Source organism: Bacillus sp. FJAT-50079, assembly GCF_018343515.1.
Classification (GTDB): Bacteria; Bacillota; Bacilli; order Bacillales; family Bacillaceae_C; genus Lederbergia.
Map to the genome: position 1 here is coordinate 280,561 of NZ_JAGYPD010000004.1, position 19,879 is coordinate 300,439.

Sequence of the window (19,879 nt, forward strand, 5' to 3'; positions counted from 1 at the left end):
CATTTTTATTCTTTTAGGTGTAATTTATTTAATTCTAGTATGAAAGAGGCTGGGACGTAACTAAAGTGATCAACTCTATATAGACGAACAATGCAATATCTTAGCGTAGGAAATATATGTAGACTCCTGGGGGAGGAAAGACATCGGTGAGATCCCGTAGTGCGTAGCACGAGGAGGCTCAACAGCCGCCCGCGGAAAGCGATGTATATTTACGAAGCGAGTTATTTTCAGATGCTAACGTTTGTATTTTGATTCGATAAAAAACTTTTCTCCGATCCTCTTATAAAAGGTTAAAAATTTGGGAGTTACCACGGCATTGCTGTGGTATTTTTTTTGGTAAAAATATACTGTGACATATCTTTTTTGAGCCATTAACATTGGAAGCAGTCGATAGCCAGAGCTACGGCTGTTTTTTGTCTTTTTATCCCCTGCTTTCTTATAGTAGCCAATATTTTAAGGTATGTAATTTATTTTTCACCTTGGTCCTGATAAAGGAAAAAAACAATTTGGTATTCAATTTATTTAATTAATGCAAAATTTTTTAAAAAAACTTATTGCAAACGTTATCTTTTGTGTTATATTAAATGTAAGGTTAACAAATGTTCACTAGTGTGAAATTTTGTTCAATAATAGGAGGGTTTATTATATGGCAAAAGGAAAAGTTAGAACAGTATTAGGAGATATCGATGCATCGGAAATGGGATTTACAATGGCGCATGAGCATATTTTGACAAATCCACAGGGGGATGGAACAAAAAATAATCTAGATCACCATTTAGACAGTCTTCCATTAGCGATCCAAATGTTGAGGGAATTTAAAGAAATCGGTGGCGGATGTATCATTGAAACAACTCCACAATCTTGGGGAAGAAACACTCCGGGAATGGTGATTGCATCAAAGGAATCTAGTGTACATGTTCTTGCTACTACAGGCTATATTTGTGAAGAACACGGTATGGAACCAGAATTAACGAATTGGTCCGCTAACTATATTGCTGAAAGAATGCTACACGATGTTCAAGTAGGGATGGACGGTACGTCTGTAAAAGCTGGATGGATTAAAGCCGGTACTGCTTACAACCACATCACTCCGAATGAAGAGAAGGTGTTAAGAGCAGGGGCGCGTGCAGCAACAGAAGCTGGTACTTGCTTTCACACCCATACAACTGCGGGAACGATGGGGATCGAGCAATGTGAAATTGTGTTAGAAGAAGGATTTGATATGAGCAAGTTCATCGTTGCACACGTAGACCGTGTTCCTGATTTATGGTACCACCGACAAATTCTAAAAACTGGTGCCAATGTTATTTATGATGGGCCAGGTAAAGCAAAATACTATCCAGACAGCATGAGAGTTGAATTGCTGAAACAATTAGTGGCGGATGGTTATGAAGATCAAATTATGCTATCTAATGATATGGGAAGAAGATCTCACCATAAAGTGTATGGATATGGACCAGGATTTAATTGGATTAAAGAACGCTTCTTACCAAGATTGCTAGAAGAAGGATTCAGTCAAGAGGTGCTTGATAAGTTTATGATTCACAACCCTGCAAGGGTTTACCAAATGGAAAAATAGAGGTGCGAAATGAGCAGACCCAAATTACAACTAGCTTTAGATAACCATGATTTGTCGAGTTCTTTAGCTGCTGCTCAAAAAGCCCAATCACTAGTTGATGTGATGGAAGTCGGTACGATGCTCGCCATTGAAAATGGAATGCAAGCGGTTCGCATTATGAGAAGCTTATTTCCAGACCACATCTTGCTAGCGGATATCCGCATTATCAAAGCTGGAGGCAAATTGGCCAAATTGGCCTTTGACTCCGGTGCTGATTGGGTAACGGTATTGAGCGATGCTTCAAATGATACGATTGAAGCAGTAGTTAAGGAAGTAAAATCAAGAGAAAACAAAGATGTTCAGATAGAAATTAATCAATCCTTTACGAGTGAACAAACAGATTACTGGCGATCTTTAGGGATTACTCAGTTAATTTATCACCGTTCCAGCGAAGTAGTAGAGGAAGAAGAAAAGTGGAGTCCTCAAGTCATCAATGAATTAAGAAATTTAGCTGACAAGGGCTTTAATTTGAGTATTACCGGCGGATTATCAGTTGATGAAATCAAACTTTTTAAAGATATCCCTGTTTATTGCTTTATTGCTGGTAGGAAAATCGCTAATTCCTCCAATCCCCTACTAGTGGCAAAAGAGTATAAAGATGAAATCATCCGCGTGTTTGGGTGATAGAGGAGGGGATGATGAAAACAATGAAACTAGGAATCTATGAGAAAGCATTGCCGTTTAACAAAGATATTGAAAGTATTCTACATTTAACGGCTGAAGCAGGTTATTCTTTTTTTGAAATATCTTTGGACAAAGACCGCTTATCAAGATTCCAGTGGTCGTTAGAGCAAAAAGCCACTTGGCTTCGTGCTAGCTTAAACAGCGGGGTTAACTTCTACAATATGGTTTTAAGTGCCCATCGTGAATTTCCTTTCGGTAGTAAGGAAGCAAAGATCCGGGAGCAAGCACTTCAAATTATGGAACAGGCCATTGATTTTTCGGCAAGTATGGGAATTCGAACAATCCAAATCGCCGGTTATTATACGCTTGAACATGAAAAGGCAACGGATGATTCAAAGAAAAGATTTTTAGAAGGTATGTATCAATCCGCCGAACTTGCTGGCAAATCTGGGGTGATGCTCGGCATTGAGAATGTCGACAGGGACATCATTTCTATTGAGCAAATGAAACAAATTATCGAAGAAGTCCGCTCACCTTGGTTCAAGATGTATCCAGATGTCGGAAATTTAGCAGCGCATCATTTTGATGTGAAGCAGTCGTTAGTTGAGAGTATCGACCATATTATCGGCATACACCTTAAAGATACTAAGGATGGGATTTTCAGAAGGGTTCCATATGGAGAAGGAATCGTCGATTTTAAAGCAGTGTTTGAGGTCCTTTTTGAAGTTGGCTATGATGGACCTTTTGGATTAGAAATGTGGAACGACAACAGCGAAAATAGCTTAGAAATTATTAAGGAGGCAAGAAAATGGATATTGGATCAAATGCCGCAACAAGCACGCAGCCAAAACTTAATGAGCAATATGATTATAAAAAAATAGAAAAAATAGCCCATGGGATTCGCCAATGGGTATTGGAATTAACGATTGATAAAAATGGATGTTATTTGAGTCAAGCCCTTTCCGGTGCTGAAACTGTTGCCGCTTTATATGGCGGGGTTATGAAGTTAGGAAAAAGTCAGGCGCCATATATTGCCCCTCCGTTTGGCGGAGTTCCTGGAGAAAATAATAAAGATTATGTAACAGGTTCTGCTTATAATGGACCAACTGGACCGGGGTATGATCGTTTATTAATTTCTCCTGCCCACTATGCAGTCGTCATCTATGCCGCTTTAGTCGAGACCGGTCGGTTGTCTCCAGAATCTTTTAAAGAATTTAATGTGGATGGAAGCATTGTCGAGCAAATAGGCGCGGAACATTCCCCTGGTTTTGAATTGACAACGGGTTCGTTTGGTCAAGCAATCAGTCAAGCAGGCGGGATAGCTCATGCTAGAAAAATGAGGCATGAAGATGGGAGAGTCTTCTTATTCATGTCTGACGGAGAGCTAGAAGAGGGGCAAACTTGGGAAGGAATCCAAGCTGCTGCTCATTATAAATTAGATAATCTTGTCGTTTATGTCGATGTTAATGGCCAACAGTACGATGGCTGGACAAAGGACGTCATGAATATCGAACCAATCAATTCTCGTATTGAGGCATTTGGTGGAACTTGTGTCACTGTTGATGGACATAATATCGAAGAATTAGTAAAGGCAAGCCAAACACCAACTGAAGGAAAACCACTGTTTGTTTTATGCTATACCAACTCTGCCCAAGGATTACCAGAATTGGATTATCGAAAGCCAAATCTTCATTTTGTAAGATTTAGAGATCATGAAGTAGAACAATTCAAGGGGATTCTTGAAGATATGAAGAAAGGGGTTAGGTAATTATGGTTGAATTTGTAAATAATCCTCACTCTCATAATATGGTTAAATATGGAAGAAGTAGAGATGAAGTTCTTGTTTTATCAGGCGATTTAACAGGTTCAACTGAGATCACTGAGTTCAAAAAACAACTACCTGAGAAATTTATTTCTATGGGTATGGCAGAACAAAATATGTTAAGCTGGGCCGGTGGTTTAGCAAGAGAAGGCTATGTTCCATTTCTGCATACGTTTGCTGTCTTCCTTTATAGAAGACCATTCGATCAGTTATCTATGTCCGTAGCTTATCCTAACTTAAAGGTTCGTTTAGTTGGATTTCTTCCAGGAATCATGACACCTGGAGGAGTAACACACCAAGCAATTGAGGATATTTCAGTATTACGCGGCGTACCGAATATGACGATCTTTGAAACAGCAGATGCTACTGAAGTTGAAACGGTTCTAGATGCAACCGATGATATCAACGGTCCTGTATACATTCGGATGCTACGCGGACGTTTGCCACGTTTGTTCTCGAAAAATGAACCCTTTAAATTTAATACAGCTAGAATATTAAATGAAGGCGACGATATTACTGTATTTTCTAGTGGGATCTGTACGGAAGAGGCAATGAGGGCGGTCGAATTATTAAAAGAAAAAGGTGTCCAAGTGAAACACCTTCATATATCTACTTTAAAACCATTCACTGATGAACGTGTTATTAAGGCTCTTAAGGAATCGAAAAACGGAGTTATTACGATTGAGAATCACTCGACCATTGGTGGCTTAGGCTCTGCCGTAGCAGAAGTGATGGCTGAAAATGGAATCTCAACAAAATTAACAAAAATTGGTATTCCCGACACTTATGGACATGGGGCTTCAGCAGAATACTTGATGCGTAAATTCGGTCTAGATACTTTTGGTTTATTGAATAAGATTGAAGAAGTATTAGGAAAGCAATTTAATATTACGGAAGAACATATTAAAGCATTTGACTTTAAGGTAGAAAATGAAGAAATCAAGGAATCTCAATTAGAAGCACTTTAAGGAGGTGGCGATGTGCTGCTTGAAAAGTTAAGAAAGACCGTATGCGCACAAAATAAAGCACTGGTTGATAATGGCTTAGTTTTATGGACAAGTGGCAATGTTAGCGCAAGGGATCCAGAAACCAATTATGTTGTAATTAAACCAAGTGGTGTATTATTTAATGAACTTACACCTGAAAAGATGGTAGTTGTGGATTTACACGGCAAGGTAATTGATGGAGATTTTAAACCTTCCGTTGATACAGCATCCCATTTATATGTTTATCGCCAGCGCGATGACGTCAATGGTATTGTACACACTCACTCTCCTTATGCGACGAGTTTTGCAATTGCCGGGGAGCCGTTGCATATATACACAACTACCTCTGCTGCAGTTTTCGGTGGGTCGATTCCTATTTCTGATTTCGCCGTTATTGGTGAAGAAGAAATTGGGCAAGAGATAGTGGAGAAAATCGGAAAATCAGCGGCAATTTTAATTCGCAATCACGGTGTTTTTACAATTGGGAAAACGTCGGAAAATGCATTAAAAAATGCCGTTGTTTTAGAGGAAACAGCACAATCCGTTCATTATGCGATGTTGAGAACAAAAATTGAACCTTTATCAGAAGAAGTCGTAGAACGAGGCTATCAAATTTACAATGATACCTACGGTCAGAAAAAAGATTTAGTTAAATGAGCGTCGGTGTTGACTGGGTAATTAACGGAATATTCAGGTGGTTGGATTATATTATCAAGAAATCTAACGTAACTAAAGATTGTGGAAATCAGGGGGGATCAAGACCCCATAGTGTTACGGCTTTTAAAAGAAGCAAAGAAACAGGGATTGATGAAAATCAAAGCGCATACTCCTGTTTCTTTAGATTTCCAGTTATCAGAAACGCTACGTAAAAAGCTAAACTTAAAAGGTGTGCTGGTGTCAGATAGTGGGGATGTGGAGCCGGAAGCTTCCGTGTCCATAGTTGCCGAAGTAGTTTTCTTCCATATTGAGAGGAATCTCGTGGGGAGGACGATAAAAGCCTTTGTTGATTCGTTTGCTGATGTTTCTTTTCCACAGGCAACAGTCATTCAAATTGTCGGGCATTTGGCAGAGGAAATCCGGAAATAGATGGGCAGGAATTAGCCTTTAAAATTGCAAGAAAGTTATCCTGCACCTGCCATCGTGAGCAATAGGGAGATTGCTCAGGAATTAATGGAACAAAAGACAATTAAGGAATTGTTATTCGAAGCTGAGTCGGCAAATATCTATCAAAGTGTGATCGGTTCGTTCGAAAGGGAGAAAACTATTAAATAAAAAGGGATAGAATAGCCCCAGAGGTTGGGAACGCTGTATTGGAGATCAATAAGGATAAAAATTGTTCTTCGTAGTGGATAGCCGATTGAAACATCGGTTCTTTCCAATTATTCGTAGAAAGGAAAGCCTCCGATTCAATTCCTTAAGGCCTTTTGCAGCAACTATTGATTCTTAGCTAACGAGGGATCTCTTCCATTAGATGTGTTAATTTACTCAGACATAGCCAAAGAAAGTCTGCTTGCAAGCTCAATACAAGGAAATGTCCTAAAGAAGAAATGCTTGCCGTATTTCGATTCGTTTATTATTCATGAATTAACGGGTAAAATTATTTATTTTTATTGATGGTGATCTGAAAATTTAATATAATTAAAATGAACATTATTTCCTAATTGTGAAATTTTGTAAAAGAGAGGGGAATGAACATGGGCTTTGATGTCACAACAATTGGAGAAGGAAGTCTTCGCTTATCTGTTCCAGCCGGAAAAAGGCTTAATCTAGCAAACTCTTTTGAAATCGGTGTTTCTGGTGCAGAGGCAAATGTAGTTGGCTGTTTATCACGTTTAGGTCGAAAAACTGGATGGATTAGCTGTTTGCCAGAAACACCAGTAGGTAAAAGGGTTCGAAATGAATACCGAAGCCATGGGATTAATGTAGATAATATTATTTGGTCCAATCAATATCGGCTTGCAACCTTGTATGTGGAGTACGCAACACCTCCGCGTTCGACAAATGTTATTTTTGATCGTAAAAATACTTGTTTCACCAATATTCGTAAAGAGGATGTAGATTGGTCTTATTTATTAGACTCAAAGATCATTCATCTAACTGGAATTACGGTAGCATTATCCGAAAATACAAAAGAAATCGTTCAAGAAGCGATCAAGCGGGCACGTGAGAAGGGAGTACCAATTAGCTTTGATGTCAATTATCGCAGTACTTTATGGAGTAAAGAAGAAGCATATGAAACCATGCTGCCAATGATACAAAATGTAGAAGTGCTGTTTTGTTCGAAGCGCGATGCTGAATTTTTATTCGGGTGTGAGGGTAGCGATCATGAAATCATCCGTCAGTTGCAAAAAAAATCAAACGCTTCCAAGGTTGTTATGTCAAGAGGAGCGTCAGGTGTTCTTGGATTAGAAGATGATGTGATTTATGAGGAACCTGCACGAAAGGTTGTGATTATTGACAGAATAGGTGCTGGTGATGGTTTGGCAGGTGGTGTATTATACGGTTGGTTAGAAGGAGATTTTGCAAAAGGGCTTAAATATGGAGTCTTAACAGCAGCTTTAGCGTTAAGCCAATATGGTGAAGTTGTTAATACAAATCCGAAGGAATTAAATTTATTGCTAGAATATGAAGCGGGGGACATTGTTCGCTAATTAAGGTTGAAGACAGTATAAAGTTTATACAATGTTTCTTCGAAATATATAGTGAGTCAAATTAAATATTGTTAACTGTTATAGGGAAGCTATTAATTAATAAATAAGAATTTCAATGTTGTTAATTGATTTTTTACAGGATTTGTAAGCGCTTAATTAAATGGAACGCCTTTTCAGGAAATAATGTTGGTAGGAGAAATCCTTTAACGATGTTTGGAGTATTAATTGGAGTTTCAAATTTCTAATTAAAAGGAGTGTGTAAAATGAAAATAAAAAAGACTATTGAAAGAATCCCAGCCGGAATGGTAATAGTTCCTCTATTTTTAGGGATGATTATTAATTCAGTCTCTCCAGGCCTATTACGAATTGGTGGATTTACTGAGGCACTGCTAGTGAATGGTACGATGCCGTTCATTGCATTATTTCTAGTATGTATAGGTGCTCAAGTTCGTGTGAATATGATTGGTTCCGCTTTTAAAAAAGGTCTTACCCTCCTTTCTGTGAAATGGTTTGTTGCTGCTGTTGTTGCTTTAATTGGCTTTGCTGTCGCCGGTATGGAAGGTTTGTTTCTTGGAATGGCACCGATTGCTATTCTCGCTGGCATGAGTAACAGTGCGGGCTCAGTATATCTGGCAATTGCTGGACAGTATGGTCGTGAAGATGATACTGCTGCGTATCCATTTATAGCGATTGGTGATGGTCCTTTCCTAACAATGATAACCCTTTCCTTGTTTGGGATGATGGGTTTTGTTGATGGTCTTTTTAAGATTACAGATTTAATTTCAGTTATTTTACCAATAATGATTGGTGCTGTGCTAGGAAATTTTGACGAAGATATGCGCAGCCTTTTATCAAAAGGAACAGATTTATTAATTCCATTTTTTGCATTCTGTATTGGGATGGGGATTTCACTGCAATCATTAATTGCAGGTGGAATTGGCGGAGTACTCATCGGTATCTTAACGATTATTCTAACTGGTGGAGGTGTTTATATTGTATACAGCTGGTTTGGATGGAATCCGATTGTCGGTGCTTCAGAAGGAACGATTGCGGGTAATGCTATTGCAACTCCTGCAATAATCGCCGCAGCAAGTCCCGCATTTGCACCCATAATGGAGATTGCTACTGTTCAGATCGCAACCTCAGTGGTGGTAGGTTTAATAGGACTGCCGTTATTTATCACTTTCTTAGTTAAACGTTTAGAGAGAAAAGGGATAAATATCCAAGATTTAAATCTTCCTAGGTCAGAAAGAACAAAAATGGAGGTTCCATTGCATAAACATGCATAAGATTTTGATTATATAAAATGAATACCTTAAAGGAATAGGAAGTTTGAAAAATACGTTTAATTATAAGGTAAACACCCCTTGGTGATGTTAAAATTCCCAAAGGGTGCTTTTTTTATTATTTGTTAAATGAAGTGTATGTTACTATTATTGTAAATAAACTTTAAAGGTGAGGAAAAATGAGTTCCAAAGACTATCTGGTTTTGCGAGTAGCCGAGTTGTACTATAAACAAGAAATAAGTCAGCAAGAGATTTCACAAATGTTAGGGGTTTCAAGGCCAACTGTGTCACGAATGATCCAAGAGGCAAAAAAGCGGGGCTTTGTAAGTATTTCCATTAATACACCTGTCGAGCTGGATTATAATTTATCCGACCAACTAAAAAATAAATTTGATCTAAAAGATGTATTGGTCGTTAAGACGGGTGATGAAAACTCTGATGAAACATTAAAGCGCATTGGGTATGTTGCTTCAAGATTTTTGCTTAGTTTAATTGAGCCCAATGACCTAATTGGAATTTCATGGGGAAGAACGATTAAACACGTAGTAGATTCCATTACTGAAACGGATTTCACGGATGTTAATGTTATTCAATTAGTCGGATCTTTGGGAAGCGGGGACCCTGCCATCGATGGACCTGAGCTCGCGTATAAATTGGCTGAGAGATTGAAAGGTAGCTATAAATATATTAATTCCCCTGCGGTTGTTTTAGATGAACAAGTAAAAAATGCTTTGCTCAATCAACAGCAAATCCAAGAGGTGTTACAGGCGGCTGAAGACTGTAATATTGTATTAATGGGACTTGGCTCACTATCAGAAGTAAATTCAAGTTTACATAGATCTGGCTATTTAGATGAGGCGAGAAGGAATGAATATATTGAAAAGGGGGCAGTTGGTCATATCCTCGCGCAAATGGTTGATGAAAAGGGAACAATGGTTAAAATTCCAAATAATTATGTTATCGGAGTACCATTAGATTCTTTATTGAAGAAAAAGTGGTCGATTGGAGTCGTTGCCCACTCATTTAAAAATGATATTACTCTTGGAGCAATACGTGGTAAATATATTAATTCATTAGTAATTGATGAATTTACTGCTAGAAAAATTTTGAATGCCGAAACAAATTAAGGATGAAAGGTAGGGGAACGAGGTAACAACTAGCCATTCGTTCGTAGTAAGTTATGTTGAATTAGGGGAATATCTATAATAAAGCGATAGCTAGAATTACTATGGAACTATTTTTTAATCCTGAATCAATCGATTTATAAGCTTAAAGAAAATAATGAGGTCACTTCATTCATTGGAGGTGGCCCTATTTATTGAATAACTAAACAATTACTCCTGAAGATACTTCTAACATATCCCAATACTATGTTAAAGTGATTTGTAAATTGGGGTAATAAGGAAATATTCGAGTCGTCACTGCTACTTCTTCATAGGGCACCAAAAGAAATATGAAGGAGATGTCAAATGCTAAAACAAAGGAATTGCTCTCTAGAAAATATTCCAATAAAATTTGACTTAATCTTTGTTCATGATTCAATTGTCCGAATTGATTCAATATACTATAATATAGAAAGAAGTTGCGATTTTCTATAAGGAAAAGGGGGATTGTATGGAAACGAAGCCGTGGTTAGATTTATATCCAGATACAATACCGACCTCATTGACTTACGAAAAGAAGCTTGTTCAATCATATTTAACAGAAGCAGCTAAAACATATCGTGATAAACCTGCCGTACATTTTATGGGAAAAGAAATGACGTATAAGGAGTTGTACGAATGTTCATTGAAGATGGCCAATTATTTACGTGGCATTGGCATCGAAAAGGGAGACAGAGTAGCGATCATGCTGCCGAACTGTCCGCAGAGTGTCATCAGTTATTATGGCATTTTATATGCGGGCGGTATTGTTGTACAGACAAATCCACTATATACGGAGCGAGAATTGGAATACCAAATGAAAGATTCCGGAGCAAAAGCGATTATTGCACTCGATCTTTTATATCCACGCATTTCTAAAGTATTGAAAAACACAAATCTCGAACATACGATTGTAACCGCTGTCAAAGACTATTTACCATTTCCTAAAAATATCATCTACCCATTTATCCAAAAAAAACAGTCAGGCATCGTTGTCAATGTAAAACATGGAGGAAACGATCATCTATTTAAAACGATTATGAGCGAAACGCAAGCAGAACCATTAGATGTAGAGTTTGATGCGGAAAAGGATCTTGCTCTTATTCAGTATACAGGTGGTACAACGGGCTATCCAAAAGGTGTAATGCTTACACATAAAAATTTAATCGCCAATGCGACGGCTTGTGATGCCTGGTTATATAAAGCGAAAAAAGGGGAAGAACGAATTCTTGGCATTCTCCCGTTTTTCCACGTGTATGGAATGACGACTGTATTAATTTTGGCTGTCATGGAAGGATACAAAATGATCTTATTGCCAAAATTTGATGTCGAGACAGCATTAAAAACGATCGATAAACAGCGGCCAACGATTTTTCCTGGAGCGCCTACGATCTATATTGGATTATTGAATCACCCTGATTTAAAAAAATATAATTTAACATCGATTGAGTCCTGTTTAAGTGGATCGGCGCCACTTCCGGTTGAAGTCCAACAAGCGTTTGAAAAGGTAACGGGTGGGAAGCTTGTTGAAGGATACGGCTTAACGGAAACATCCCCTGTCACGCATGCGAATTTTTTATGGGAGGGAGAGCGTGTAAAGGGAAGCATCGGCGTTCCATGGCCCGATACAGATGCGATGATTATGACGCCAACAGGCGAGCGGGCTGAGCCTGGCGAAATAGGAGAAATTGTTGTAAAAGGACCACAAATCATGCAAGGATATTGGAATCGTCCTGATGATACAGCCGCTACATTTAAAGATGGTTGGCTACTAACTGGTGACATGGGTTATATGGACGAGAAAGGCTATTTTTACATCGTTGACCGTAAAAAAGACATGATTATCGCTGGTGGATATAATATTTATCCGCGTGAAATCGAAGACGTTTTATATGAGCATCCTGCTATTCAGGAGATGGTCGTTGCAGGAGTGCCAGACCCGTATCGTGGAGAAACGGTCAAAGCATACATCGTCTTAAAAGAAGGGGCCTCTATCACCGAAAAAGAATTAGACGAATACGCCAGAAAATATTTGGCGGCCTACAAAGTTCCACGCATTTATGAATTCCGTAAAGAATTACCGAAGACAGCAGTCGGAAAAATATTGCGACGTGCACTCATCGATGAAGAAAGAAGAAGGTTGGAAAATGATGAGAAGCTTGGATAGGGGCTGTCTAAAAGCTAATACAGTATAAGAGAGTAGGCTTTTGGTAAATAACGTGCGCTTGATTGATCGTATTTAAGATTTTTTTCCTGAGAGGGTCAATCGAGCGTGTTTCGATTGACCTTATTGAAGATTTTTCGCGGGAGAAGGATAGTGGAGTTCGATTTACTTCTATGATGTAAATACGCTAACAATGGTAATCTGAGCATAAAAAAGGAGGATTCCCTTGACTTACGAACGCTTCCAATTTATGATCATAATATGAATGAATGGTCATTCATATTAATGTATAGAAGGTGAAAATGGTTGAGAAGGAATAAACCAAAATATAAACAAATCATTGATGCGGCAGTTGTTGTCATTGCAGAAAATGGCTATCATCAGGCGCAAGTCTCGAAAATTGCTAAACAAGCTGGTGTCGCAGACGGTACGATATATCTTTATTTCAATAATAAGGAGGATATCCTCATTTCAGTTTTTCGAGAAAAAATGGGGGTATTTATTGATCAACTTGAAGATGTAGTAGCAGGAAAAGAAACGGCAAAAGAGAAATTATTAATAATGGTTGAAAATCATTTTCATATATTATCAGAGGATCGTAATTTAGCGACAGTCACTCAGCTTGAATTACGGCAGTCGAATAAAGAGTTACGCATAAAGATTAACGAAGTTTTAAAGGAATATTTGCAGCTGATCGAACATATCCTTCTGTTTGGGAAAGAAAATGGAGAATTCAATGTAGATCTCGATGTTCGTCTTGCAAGACAAATGATTTTCGGCACGATGGATGAAACGGTGACAACATGGGTTATGAATGAACAAAAATATGACCTTGTTGCACTTGCACCTAAGATTGTAAACTTGATGATCAATGGCTGTGGAGGCAATTACGAATAGGGGGAACGGTTCCTATGAATCATTTAATGGTAAAAATAAATGAAAAAATAGCGACGGTAACGATTAATCGTCCACCTGCGAATGCATTGTCATCTCAACTCATTACGGAATTAGGACAATTACTTGATCAGTTGGAAACGGATGATCAAGTCCGTGCGATTTTAATTCATGGGGAAGGGCGGTTTTTTTCCGCAGGTGCTGACATTAAGGAATTTACAACCGTAACAACTGGAGAGGAATTTTCAAAACTTGCGATGATCGGACAACATGTGTTTGAAAAGGTTGAAAGCTTTCCAAAGCCAATTGTTGCGGCGATTCATGGCGCTGCATTAGGTGGTGGTCTGGAACTAGCAATGGCCTGTCACATTCGGCTGGTCAGTGAAACCGCGAAGCTTGGGTTACCTGAATTACAGCTCGGACTTATCCCTGGCTTTGCTGGAACACAGCGGCTCCCGCGTTTGATCGGCTCTGCAAAGGCTGCAGAGTTATTATTTACGAGTGAGCCTCTGACGGGGGCGCAAGCGGTGCAATGGGGTCTTGCAAATGAATCTTATCCAGAGGAAGTATTGCAAACGAAGGCGTTTGAGATGATGCAAAAAATAGCGAAGAAGAGCCCGATTGCTTTAAAAGCCGCGATTGATCAGCTCCGTTATAGCAAATCTGATCGATTCTATGAAGGGGTTAAAGAAGAAGCGAATAAATTTGGTGTTGTATTTACGTCTGAAGATGCTCAAGAAGGAATCCGTGCTTTTCTCGAAAAAAGAGAACCGCAATTTAAAGGAAAATAAGCTAGATTCATATAATGGGAGGCATGTTCTATGAATATCTTTGTAATCATGAAAAGAACGTTTGATACAGAGGAAAAGATTTCGATCGTAGATGGTCTTATCAATGAAGAAAATGCCGAGTTTATTATTAATCCTTATGACGAATATGCGATCGAAGAAGCGATTCGCGTTCGCGACGATCATGGCGGAGAAGTTACAGTCGTAACGGTCGGCAATGAAGAGGCGGAAAAGCAGTTGCGTACGGCACTTGCGATGGGCGCAGATAAAGCTGCATTGATTAATATTGAAGATGACATAGAAGAAAGCGATGAATATACGATTGCAACAATTCTTGGAGAGTATTTAAAAGATAAAGAAGCTGATCTCATTCTCGCTGGAAACGTTGCGATTGACGGTGGATCAGGGCAAATTGGACCACGGGTTGCAGATCAATTAAATATGAATTATATTACGACGATTACGAAATTGGATATTTTCGGAGAAACGGTAACGGTAACACGCGATGTGGAAGGAGATTCAGAGATCATTAAAACGACGCTGCCATTGCTCGTTACTGCACAGCAAGGGTTGAATGATCCGCGTTATCCTTCTCTTCCTGGGATTATGAAGGCGAAGAAAAAACCACTTGAACAATTGGAAATCGATGACCTTGATTTAGATGAAGATGATGTGGCAGTTAAAACAAAAACGGTTGAGATTTTTCTTCCTCCTGCCAAACAAGCGGGAAGAATTCTCGAAGGTGAGCTCAAAGATCAGGTGAAAGAATTGGCAAGCTTATTAACGAAAGTCATTTGAGACAATTGGGGGGTTCGACATGAGCAAGAAAGTATTAGTACTTGGTGAATTGCGAGATGGCGCGCTTAGAAATGTTTCCTTTGAAGCGATCGCTGCTGCGAAACAACTTGCTAATGGTGGCGAAGTAGTCGCTGTTTTATTAGGAAATGAAGTGAAAGCATTCGGGCAAGCAATGATTCATTATGGAGCTAATCGAGTCATTATTGTCGAAGATGAGAAACTAACCCATTATACGTCAGACGGATTTTCTCAAGCTTTTCTCGCTGTTGTTGAACAAGAAAAGCCTGAAGCGATTGTCTTTGGCCATACAGCACTTGGAAAAGATTTATCGCCGAAAATCGCCAATAAATTGCAAGCGGCATTAATCTCCGATGTGACATCGATTGAGAATGATGGGGAAGAGCTTATTTTTATCCGACCAATTTATTCCGGGAAAGCGTTCGAAAAGAAGATGATTTCAGAAGGGCTTGCTTTTATTACGGTTCGTCCTAATAATATCGATAAACTTGAAAAAGATGAGACAAGAAGTGGAGATGTCACCTCATTACAACTAGAAATCAAAGATTTGCGCTCGGTCATTCAAGATGTTGTAAGAAAAGCGAGTGAAGGTGTGGACCTATCTGAAGCAAAAGTGATCGTTGCCGGAGGGCGTGGGGTAAAAAGCGCAGAAGGATTTGAACCGTTAAAGGAACTTGCTCAAGTGCTTGGCGGCGCAGTTGGTGCATCGAGGGGAGCATGTGACGCAGATTATTGCGATTACTCTTTGCAAATAGGGCAGACGGGGAAAGTAGTCACACCTGATTTATATATCGCATGTGGCATTTCCGGAGCAATCCAACATGTAGCCGGTATGTCTAACTCCAAAATCATTGTTGCGATTAATAAAGATCCGGAAGCGACAATTTTTAGTATCGCAGATTATGGCATTGTTGGTGACTTATTTGAAGTCGTGCCACTTTTGACGGAGGAATTTAAAAAAATTAAATCTTCTTGAAAGCAAATTATTAGCCACTTCTAAAACAGAATGATATACTTGCTTTAGTTTTAACTGTATTCATTAGGAGGTAATGTAAATGGCAATTATAAATGCAACTGACGCAAACTTTGCTTCAGAAATTGGCGAAGGCGTCGTATTGGTTGACTTCTGGGCACCTTGGTGTGGACCATGTAAAATGATCGCTCCAGTTTTGGAAGAACTTGACGGAGAACTTGGCGATAAAGCGAAAATCGTTAAAGTTGATGTTGACGATAACCAAGAAACAGCTGGTAAATACGGAATTATGAGCATTCCAACATTGCTTGTTTTCAAAGACGGACAACAAGTTGATAAAACAGTTGGCTTCCAATCAAAAGACCAACTAGCAGCATTATTAGAAAAACATATGTAATCTGAAAAACAAGAGGCTGACCCAAAACAAAGTGCCGCGCACTAATGGGGCAGTCTCTTTTTCAAAGGTTATGAAAGTATATAAAATTAGTACAGCCTTTATTTATAAGGCAAGGTATTGGTGTCTAGCTCCAGCGCCCAGCGACTAGCAAACTTCACTCTTCTTCCTGCGATAAGTCAACATCGGCTCGCCTTTTGGGGCTCACCGTGTTTCCTTTATCTCGGTTGAAGGATTCCGACTAAGATCGCCACTTCCTGTGGCAACGTTGACACACCAACATCCTGTTGCGCAGTTTGTACGTCGCTAAACGTGCGCTTACGCTTTTCTTAACATCTGAGAGGAGCACACACCTCTCATCTATTAGTATGGTAGGTGTTTGTATGAATGAAAATATTAAACATAAATTGGAAGTGTTACCAGAGCAGCCTGGCTGTTATTTAATGAAAGATCGACACGAAACCATTATTTATGTCGGTAAAGCGAAAGTGTTAAAAAATCGCGTGCGATCTTATTTTACAGGATCACATGATGCGAAAACACAGCGTCTTGTCAGCGAAATCGTAGATTTTGAATACATCGTTACATCGTCTGATATTGAAGCATTGATATTAGAAATGAACTTAATAAAAAAACATGATCCGAAATACAATGTCATGTTAAAAGACGATAAAAGCTATCCGTATATTAAACTAACAAATGAACGACATCCGCGTCTTATCATTACTCGTAAAGTAAAAAAGGATAAAGGGAAATATTTCGGACCGTATCCGAATGCCCAAGCAGCGAACGAAACGAAGAAGCTGCTTGATCGAATTTATCCGCTTAGAAAATGTAATACGATGTGTAATCGTGTTTGCCTTTATTATCATCTTGGACAATGTTTAGCGCCGAGCGTTAATGAGGTAAAGCCGGAGACATATAAAGAAATCACCGATGAAATCGTCCGATTTTTAAATGGCGGATATACAGAGATTAAGGAAGAATTGCAGGGGAAAATGCTAGAAGCAGCGGAAAAGCTTGAGTTTGAGCGAGCAAAGGAATATCGTGATCAAATTTCCAACATTGAAACGACGATGGAAAAGCAAAAAATGATGACCTCGGACTTCACGAGCCGCGATGTGTTCGGATATTATCTTGATAAAGGCTGGATGTGTGTTCAAGTATTTTTTATGCGTCAAGGAAAATTAATTGAGCGCGACGTATCATTATTTCCGGTATACGGGGATAAGGAAGAGGAATTTCTCACGTATCTTGGTCAATTTTACTCACAGCCGCAGAATTTAAAGCCAAAAGAGATTTTAATACCTGAAAGCGTTGATGAGCAGTTAGCGACCCAGCTCGTACAAGTTAAAGTGTCCAAGCCGAGGCGAGGACAAAAGCGGGAACTTGTCCGGCTAGCAAGTAAAAATGCGAAAATTGCTTTGAGTGAAAAATTTGCGTTAATTGAGCGTGACGAGGAGCGAACGATTCACGCGATCGAAAAGCTCGGTGCGGCAATGGACATCTATACACCATTTAGAATTGAGGCATTTGACAATTCCAATATTCAAGGGGCTGATCCCGTTTCTGCGCTCGTGGTGTTCATCGATGGAAAGCCGGCGAGGAAAGAATACCGTAAATACAAAATAAAAACGGTGAAAGGTCCTGATGATTACGAATCGATGAGAGAAGTTGTTAGGCGACGATATACACGTGTGTTGCGCGAAAAACTGCCACTACCCGATTTAGTTTTAATCGATGGTGGAAAAGGACAAATCGATGCAGCAAAAGATATTTTAGAAAACGAGCTTGGGCTTCATCTTCCCGTTGCTGGATTGGCGAAAGATGAAAAGCATCGGACATCACAATTATTATTTGGTTCCCCACTAGAAGTTGTCCCTCTTGATCGTAATAGTCAAGAGTTTTATTTACTGCAACGGATACAAGATGAAGTACACCGGTTTGCGATTACATTTCACCGCCAATTACGCGGAAAATCGGCTTTCCAATCCGCCTTAGACGATATTCCAGGCCTCGGTCCGGTAAGGAAAAAGCTCCTTTTACGCCATTTTGGCTCATTGAAAAAAATAAAAGAAGCTTCAGTTGAAGCGCTGATTGAACTTGGTTTACCAGCCAATGTTGCCAAGACGCTGAAAGAAAATTTGGAAAAGTGAGTTGCAAAAGAAAAAACAAGATGGTATAATAATTCCAATTTCATAATTCTGATAGAGGTTGCGAACGATCAAGAGTAAAAATCCGGAGAAGAATGGGCTTCAAGGATGGGTTTTGAAAGGGATGTTTGCCGAAGTGGAGAAAAACCCCTTGTTATTTTTCTGCTGGTCCTGCGTTGAATAAATGTAGGATTGTCAAAATGATCGATTCATTTTGGAGAGCTATCTCATCGTGTGTAAAAGCAGTTTATATGGATGCGTATCACAGGCAATGAGATAATCTCATTGCCTTTTACTATTTATAGAAAGTGGGCAGATTCATGGGAACAATTGTTATCAAATTTGGCGGATCATCATTAAGCACGCCAGATAAGATTAAACATGCAGCACAACGAGTTGCAGAACAAAAGAAAAATGGAAAAGATGTTGTCGTCGTTGTGTCTGCAATGGGGAAAACAACCGACCAATTATTAGGGCTTGCTGGCCAAATTACGAATGAGCCGGCCAAGCGTGAAATGGATATGCTGCTAGCAACTGGTGAGCAAGTATCGATTTCATTATTATCAATGGCATTAACCGAAATCGGTATGCCAGCCGTTTCTTTTACAGGATGGCAAGCAGGAATTGTCACGGAAAAAGTTCATTCAAACGCGCGGATCATTGATGTCAATACGGTTCAAGTACAGCGAAAATTGAATGAAGGAAATATTATCGTTTGTGCTGGTTTCCAAGGTGTAACGGAAGATGGGGAAATTACAACACTTGGAAGAGGCGGATCAGATACGACTGCAGTTGCCCTTGCCGCTGCTCTAAAAGCAGAACGCTGCTTAATTTGTACAGATGTAACAGGAGTATTTACGACAGATCCACGTTTTGTAAAAGGAGCGCGTAAACTTGCATCAATTTCATATGATGAAATGCTAGAACTAGCGAATTTGGGGGCAGGTGTGCTTCACCCACGAGCGGTTGAATTTGCAAAAAACTATAATGTCGCATTAGAAGTTCGATCAAGCACGGAAAATGAGGAAGGAACGGTTATTGAGGAGGAAGTATCAATGGAGCAAAATTTAGTTGTTAGAGGCGTTGCCTTTGAAAAGGATATTACGAGATTAACGGTGTTCGGTCTGAAAAATGAAATAACAGGATTATCCTCTATTTTTTCTGTTTTGGCTGACAATCAAATCGATGTGGATATTATCATCCAAAGTCAAACAGACGGAAATAAAACGAATTTATCTTTTTCAATTGATAATAAAGATCGTCAAGCCGCTGTTCGTGTGCTTGAAAGCCATAAAGAATCAATCGGATTTGAAAATATTGAATATGAAGCAGGACTTGCAAAAGTATCGATCGTTGGATCTGGAATGGTTTCCAATCCAGGTGTAGCTGCAAAAATGTTCCAAGTGCTTGCTGATGAGAGTATTCAAATTAAAATGGTCAGCACATCAGAAATTAAAGTATCTGCAGTCGTTGAAGAAGAAAAAATGACAGAAGCTGCACAAGTTTTGCACGATGCTTTTCATCTCGAGCTTGTCGAAGAAAAAGTACAGTAAATAAGAAAAGCGCAA

At 39.2% G+C, this 19,879-nt stretch carries 18 protein-coding genes and 1 riboswitch; all 18 genes read left to right on the top strand.

What is annotated here, in order from left to right; genetic code table 11:
* The first annotated feature begins 646 nt into the window (after window positions 1-646).
* On the top strand, window positions 647-1,579 hold the full coding sequence (locus tag KHA95_RS12275; protein ID WP_213137794.1) for a phosphotriesterase family protein: 933 nt from the start codon (window positions 647-649) through the stop codon (window positions 1,577-1,579).
* A gap of 9 nt (window positions 1,580-1,588) precedes the next feature.
* Window positions 1,589-2,242 (top strand): orotidine 5'-phosphate decarboxylase / HUMPS family protein, encoded by a 654-nt coding sequence (locus KHA95_RS12280; RefSeq protein ID WP_213137795.1) that lies wholly within the window; start codon window positions 1,589-1,591, stop codon window positions 2,240-2,242.
* 14 nt (window positions 2,243-2,256) lie between these two features.
* Window positions 2,257-3,123, top strand: coding sequence for an L-ribulose-5-phosphate 3-epimerase (locus tag KHA95_RS12285; protein ID WP_213137796.1), 867 nt, complete (start codon window positions 2,257-2,259; stop codon window positions 3,121-3,123).
* Window positions 3,051-4,010, top strand: coding sequence for a transketolase (locus tag KHA95_RS12290; protein ID WP_213137797.1), 960 nt, complete (start codon window positions 3,051-3,053; stop codon window positions 4,008-4,010). The genes KHA95_RS12285 and KHA95_RS12290 overlap by 73 nt, the downstream gene beginning before the upstream one ends.
* Window positions 4,011-4,012: 2 nt before the next feature.
* Window positions 4,013-5,032: a transketolase family protein gene (locus tag KHA95_RS12295; RefSeq protein ID WP_213137798.1), complete on the top strand. Its 1,020-nt coding sequence runs from the start codon at window positions 4,013-4,015 to the stop codon at window positions 5,030-5,032.
* Between the two features lie 12 nt (window positions 5,033-5,044).
* A complete protein-coding gene (locus KHA95_RS12300) occupies window positions 5,045-5,707 on the top strand; it encodes an L-ribulose-5-phosphate 4-epimerase (RefSeq protein WP_213137799.1) in 663 nt (220 codons plus the stop codon).
* Between the two features lie 111 nt (window positions 5,708-5,818).
* The gene (locus tag KHA95_RS12305) at window positions 5,819-6,136 is read left to right on the top strand and encodes a sugar-binding transcriptional regulator (protein ID WP_213137800.1); all 318 of its coding nucleotides are present in this window, start codon (window positions 5,819-5,821) and stop codon (window positions 6,134-6,136) included.
* Between the two features lie 608 nt (window positions 6,137-6,744).
* A complete protein-coding gene (locus KHA95_RS12315) occupies window positions 6,745-7,701 on the top strand; it encodes a sugar kinase (RefSeq protein ID WP_213137802.1) in 957 nt (318 codons plus the stop codon).
* 263 nt (window positions 7,702-7,964) lie between these two features.
* Window positions 7,965-8,990, top strand: a complete 1,026-nt coding sequence (locus KHA95_RS12320; protein ID WP_213137803.1) for a 2-keto-3-deoxygluconate permease — start codon at window positions 7,965-7,967, stop codon at window positions 8,988-8,990.
* A gap of 176 nt (window positions 8,991-9,166) precedes the next feature.
* Window positions 9,167-10,114, top strand: coding sequence for a sugar-binding transcriptional regulator (locus KHA95_RS12325; RefSeq protein WP_213137804.1), 948 nt, complete (start codon window positions 9,167-9,169; stop codon window positions 10,112-10,114).
* A gap of 487 nt (window positions 10,115-10,601) precedes the next feature.
* Entirely contained in the window at window positions 10,602-12,296 is a 1,695-nt protein-coding gene (locus KHA95_RS12330; RefSeq protein WP_213137805.1) for a long-chain-fatty-acid--CoA ligase, read from the top strand.
* Window positions 12,297-12,599: 303 nt separating this feature from the next.
* Window positions 12,600-13,190, top strand: a complete 591-nt coding sequence (locus tag KHA95_RS12335; RefSeq protein WP_213137806.1) for a TetR/AcrR family transcriptional regulator — start codon at window positions 12,600-12,602, stop codon at window positions 13,188-13,190.
* 14 nt (window positions 13,191-13,204) lie between these two features.
* Window positions 13,205-13,978, top strand: a complete 774-nt coding sequence (locus KHA95_RS12340) for an enoyl-CoA hydratase (RefSeq protein ID WP_213137807.1) — start codon at window positions 13,205-13,207, stop codon at window positions 13,976-13,978.
* A 30-nt stretch (window positions 13,979-14,008) separates the two neighbouring features.
* The gene (locus tag KHA95_RS12345; protein ID WP_213137808.1) at window positions 14,009-14,773 is read left to right on the top strand and encodes an electron transfer flavoprotein subunit beta/FixA family protein; all 765 of its coding nucleotides are present in this window, start codon (window positions 14,009-14,011) and stop codon (window positions 14,771-14,773) included.
* A gap of 19 nt (window positions 14,774-14,792) precedes the next feature.
* Window positions 14,793-15,767, top strand: a complete 975-nt coding sequence (locus KHA95_RS12350) for an electron transfer flavoprotein subunit alpha/FixB family protein (RefSeq protein WP_213137809.1) — start codon at window positions 14,793-14,795, stop codon at window positions 15,765-15,767.
* Window positions 15,768-15,846: 79 nt separating this feature from the next.
* On the top strand, window positions 15,847-16,161 hold the full coding sequence (gene trxA, locus KHA95_RS12355; protein ID WP_213137810.1) for a thioredoxin: 315 nt from the start codon (window positions 15,847-15,849) through the stop codon (window positions 16,159-16,161).
* A gap of 380 nt (window positions 16,162-16,541) precedes the next feature.
* Complete coding sequence (gene uvrC / locus KHA95_RS12360) at window positions 16,542-18,314, top strand: excinuclease ABC subunit UvrC (protein WP_213137811.1); 1,773 nt, start codon at window positions 16,542-16,544, stop codon at window positions 18,312-18,314.
* Between the two features lie 44 nt (window positions 18,315-18,358).
* A riboswitch (Lysine riboswitch) is annotated at window positions 18,359-18,544 on the top strand.
* Window positions 18,545-18,631: 87 nt separating this feature from the next.
* A complete protein-coding gene (locus KHA95_RS12365; RefSeq protein WP_213137812.1) occupies window positions 18,632-19,864 on the top strand; it encodes an aspartate kinase in 1,233 nt (410 codons plus the stop codon).
* Window positions 19,865-19,879: the final 15 nt, after the last annotated feature.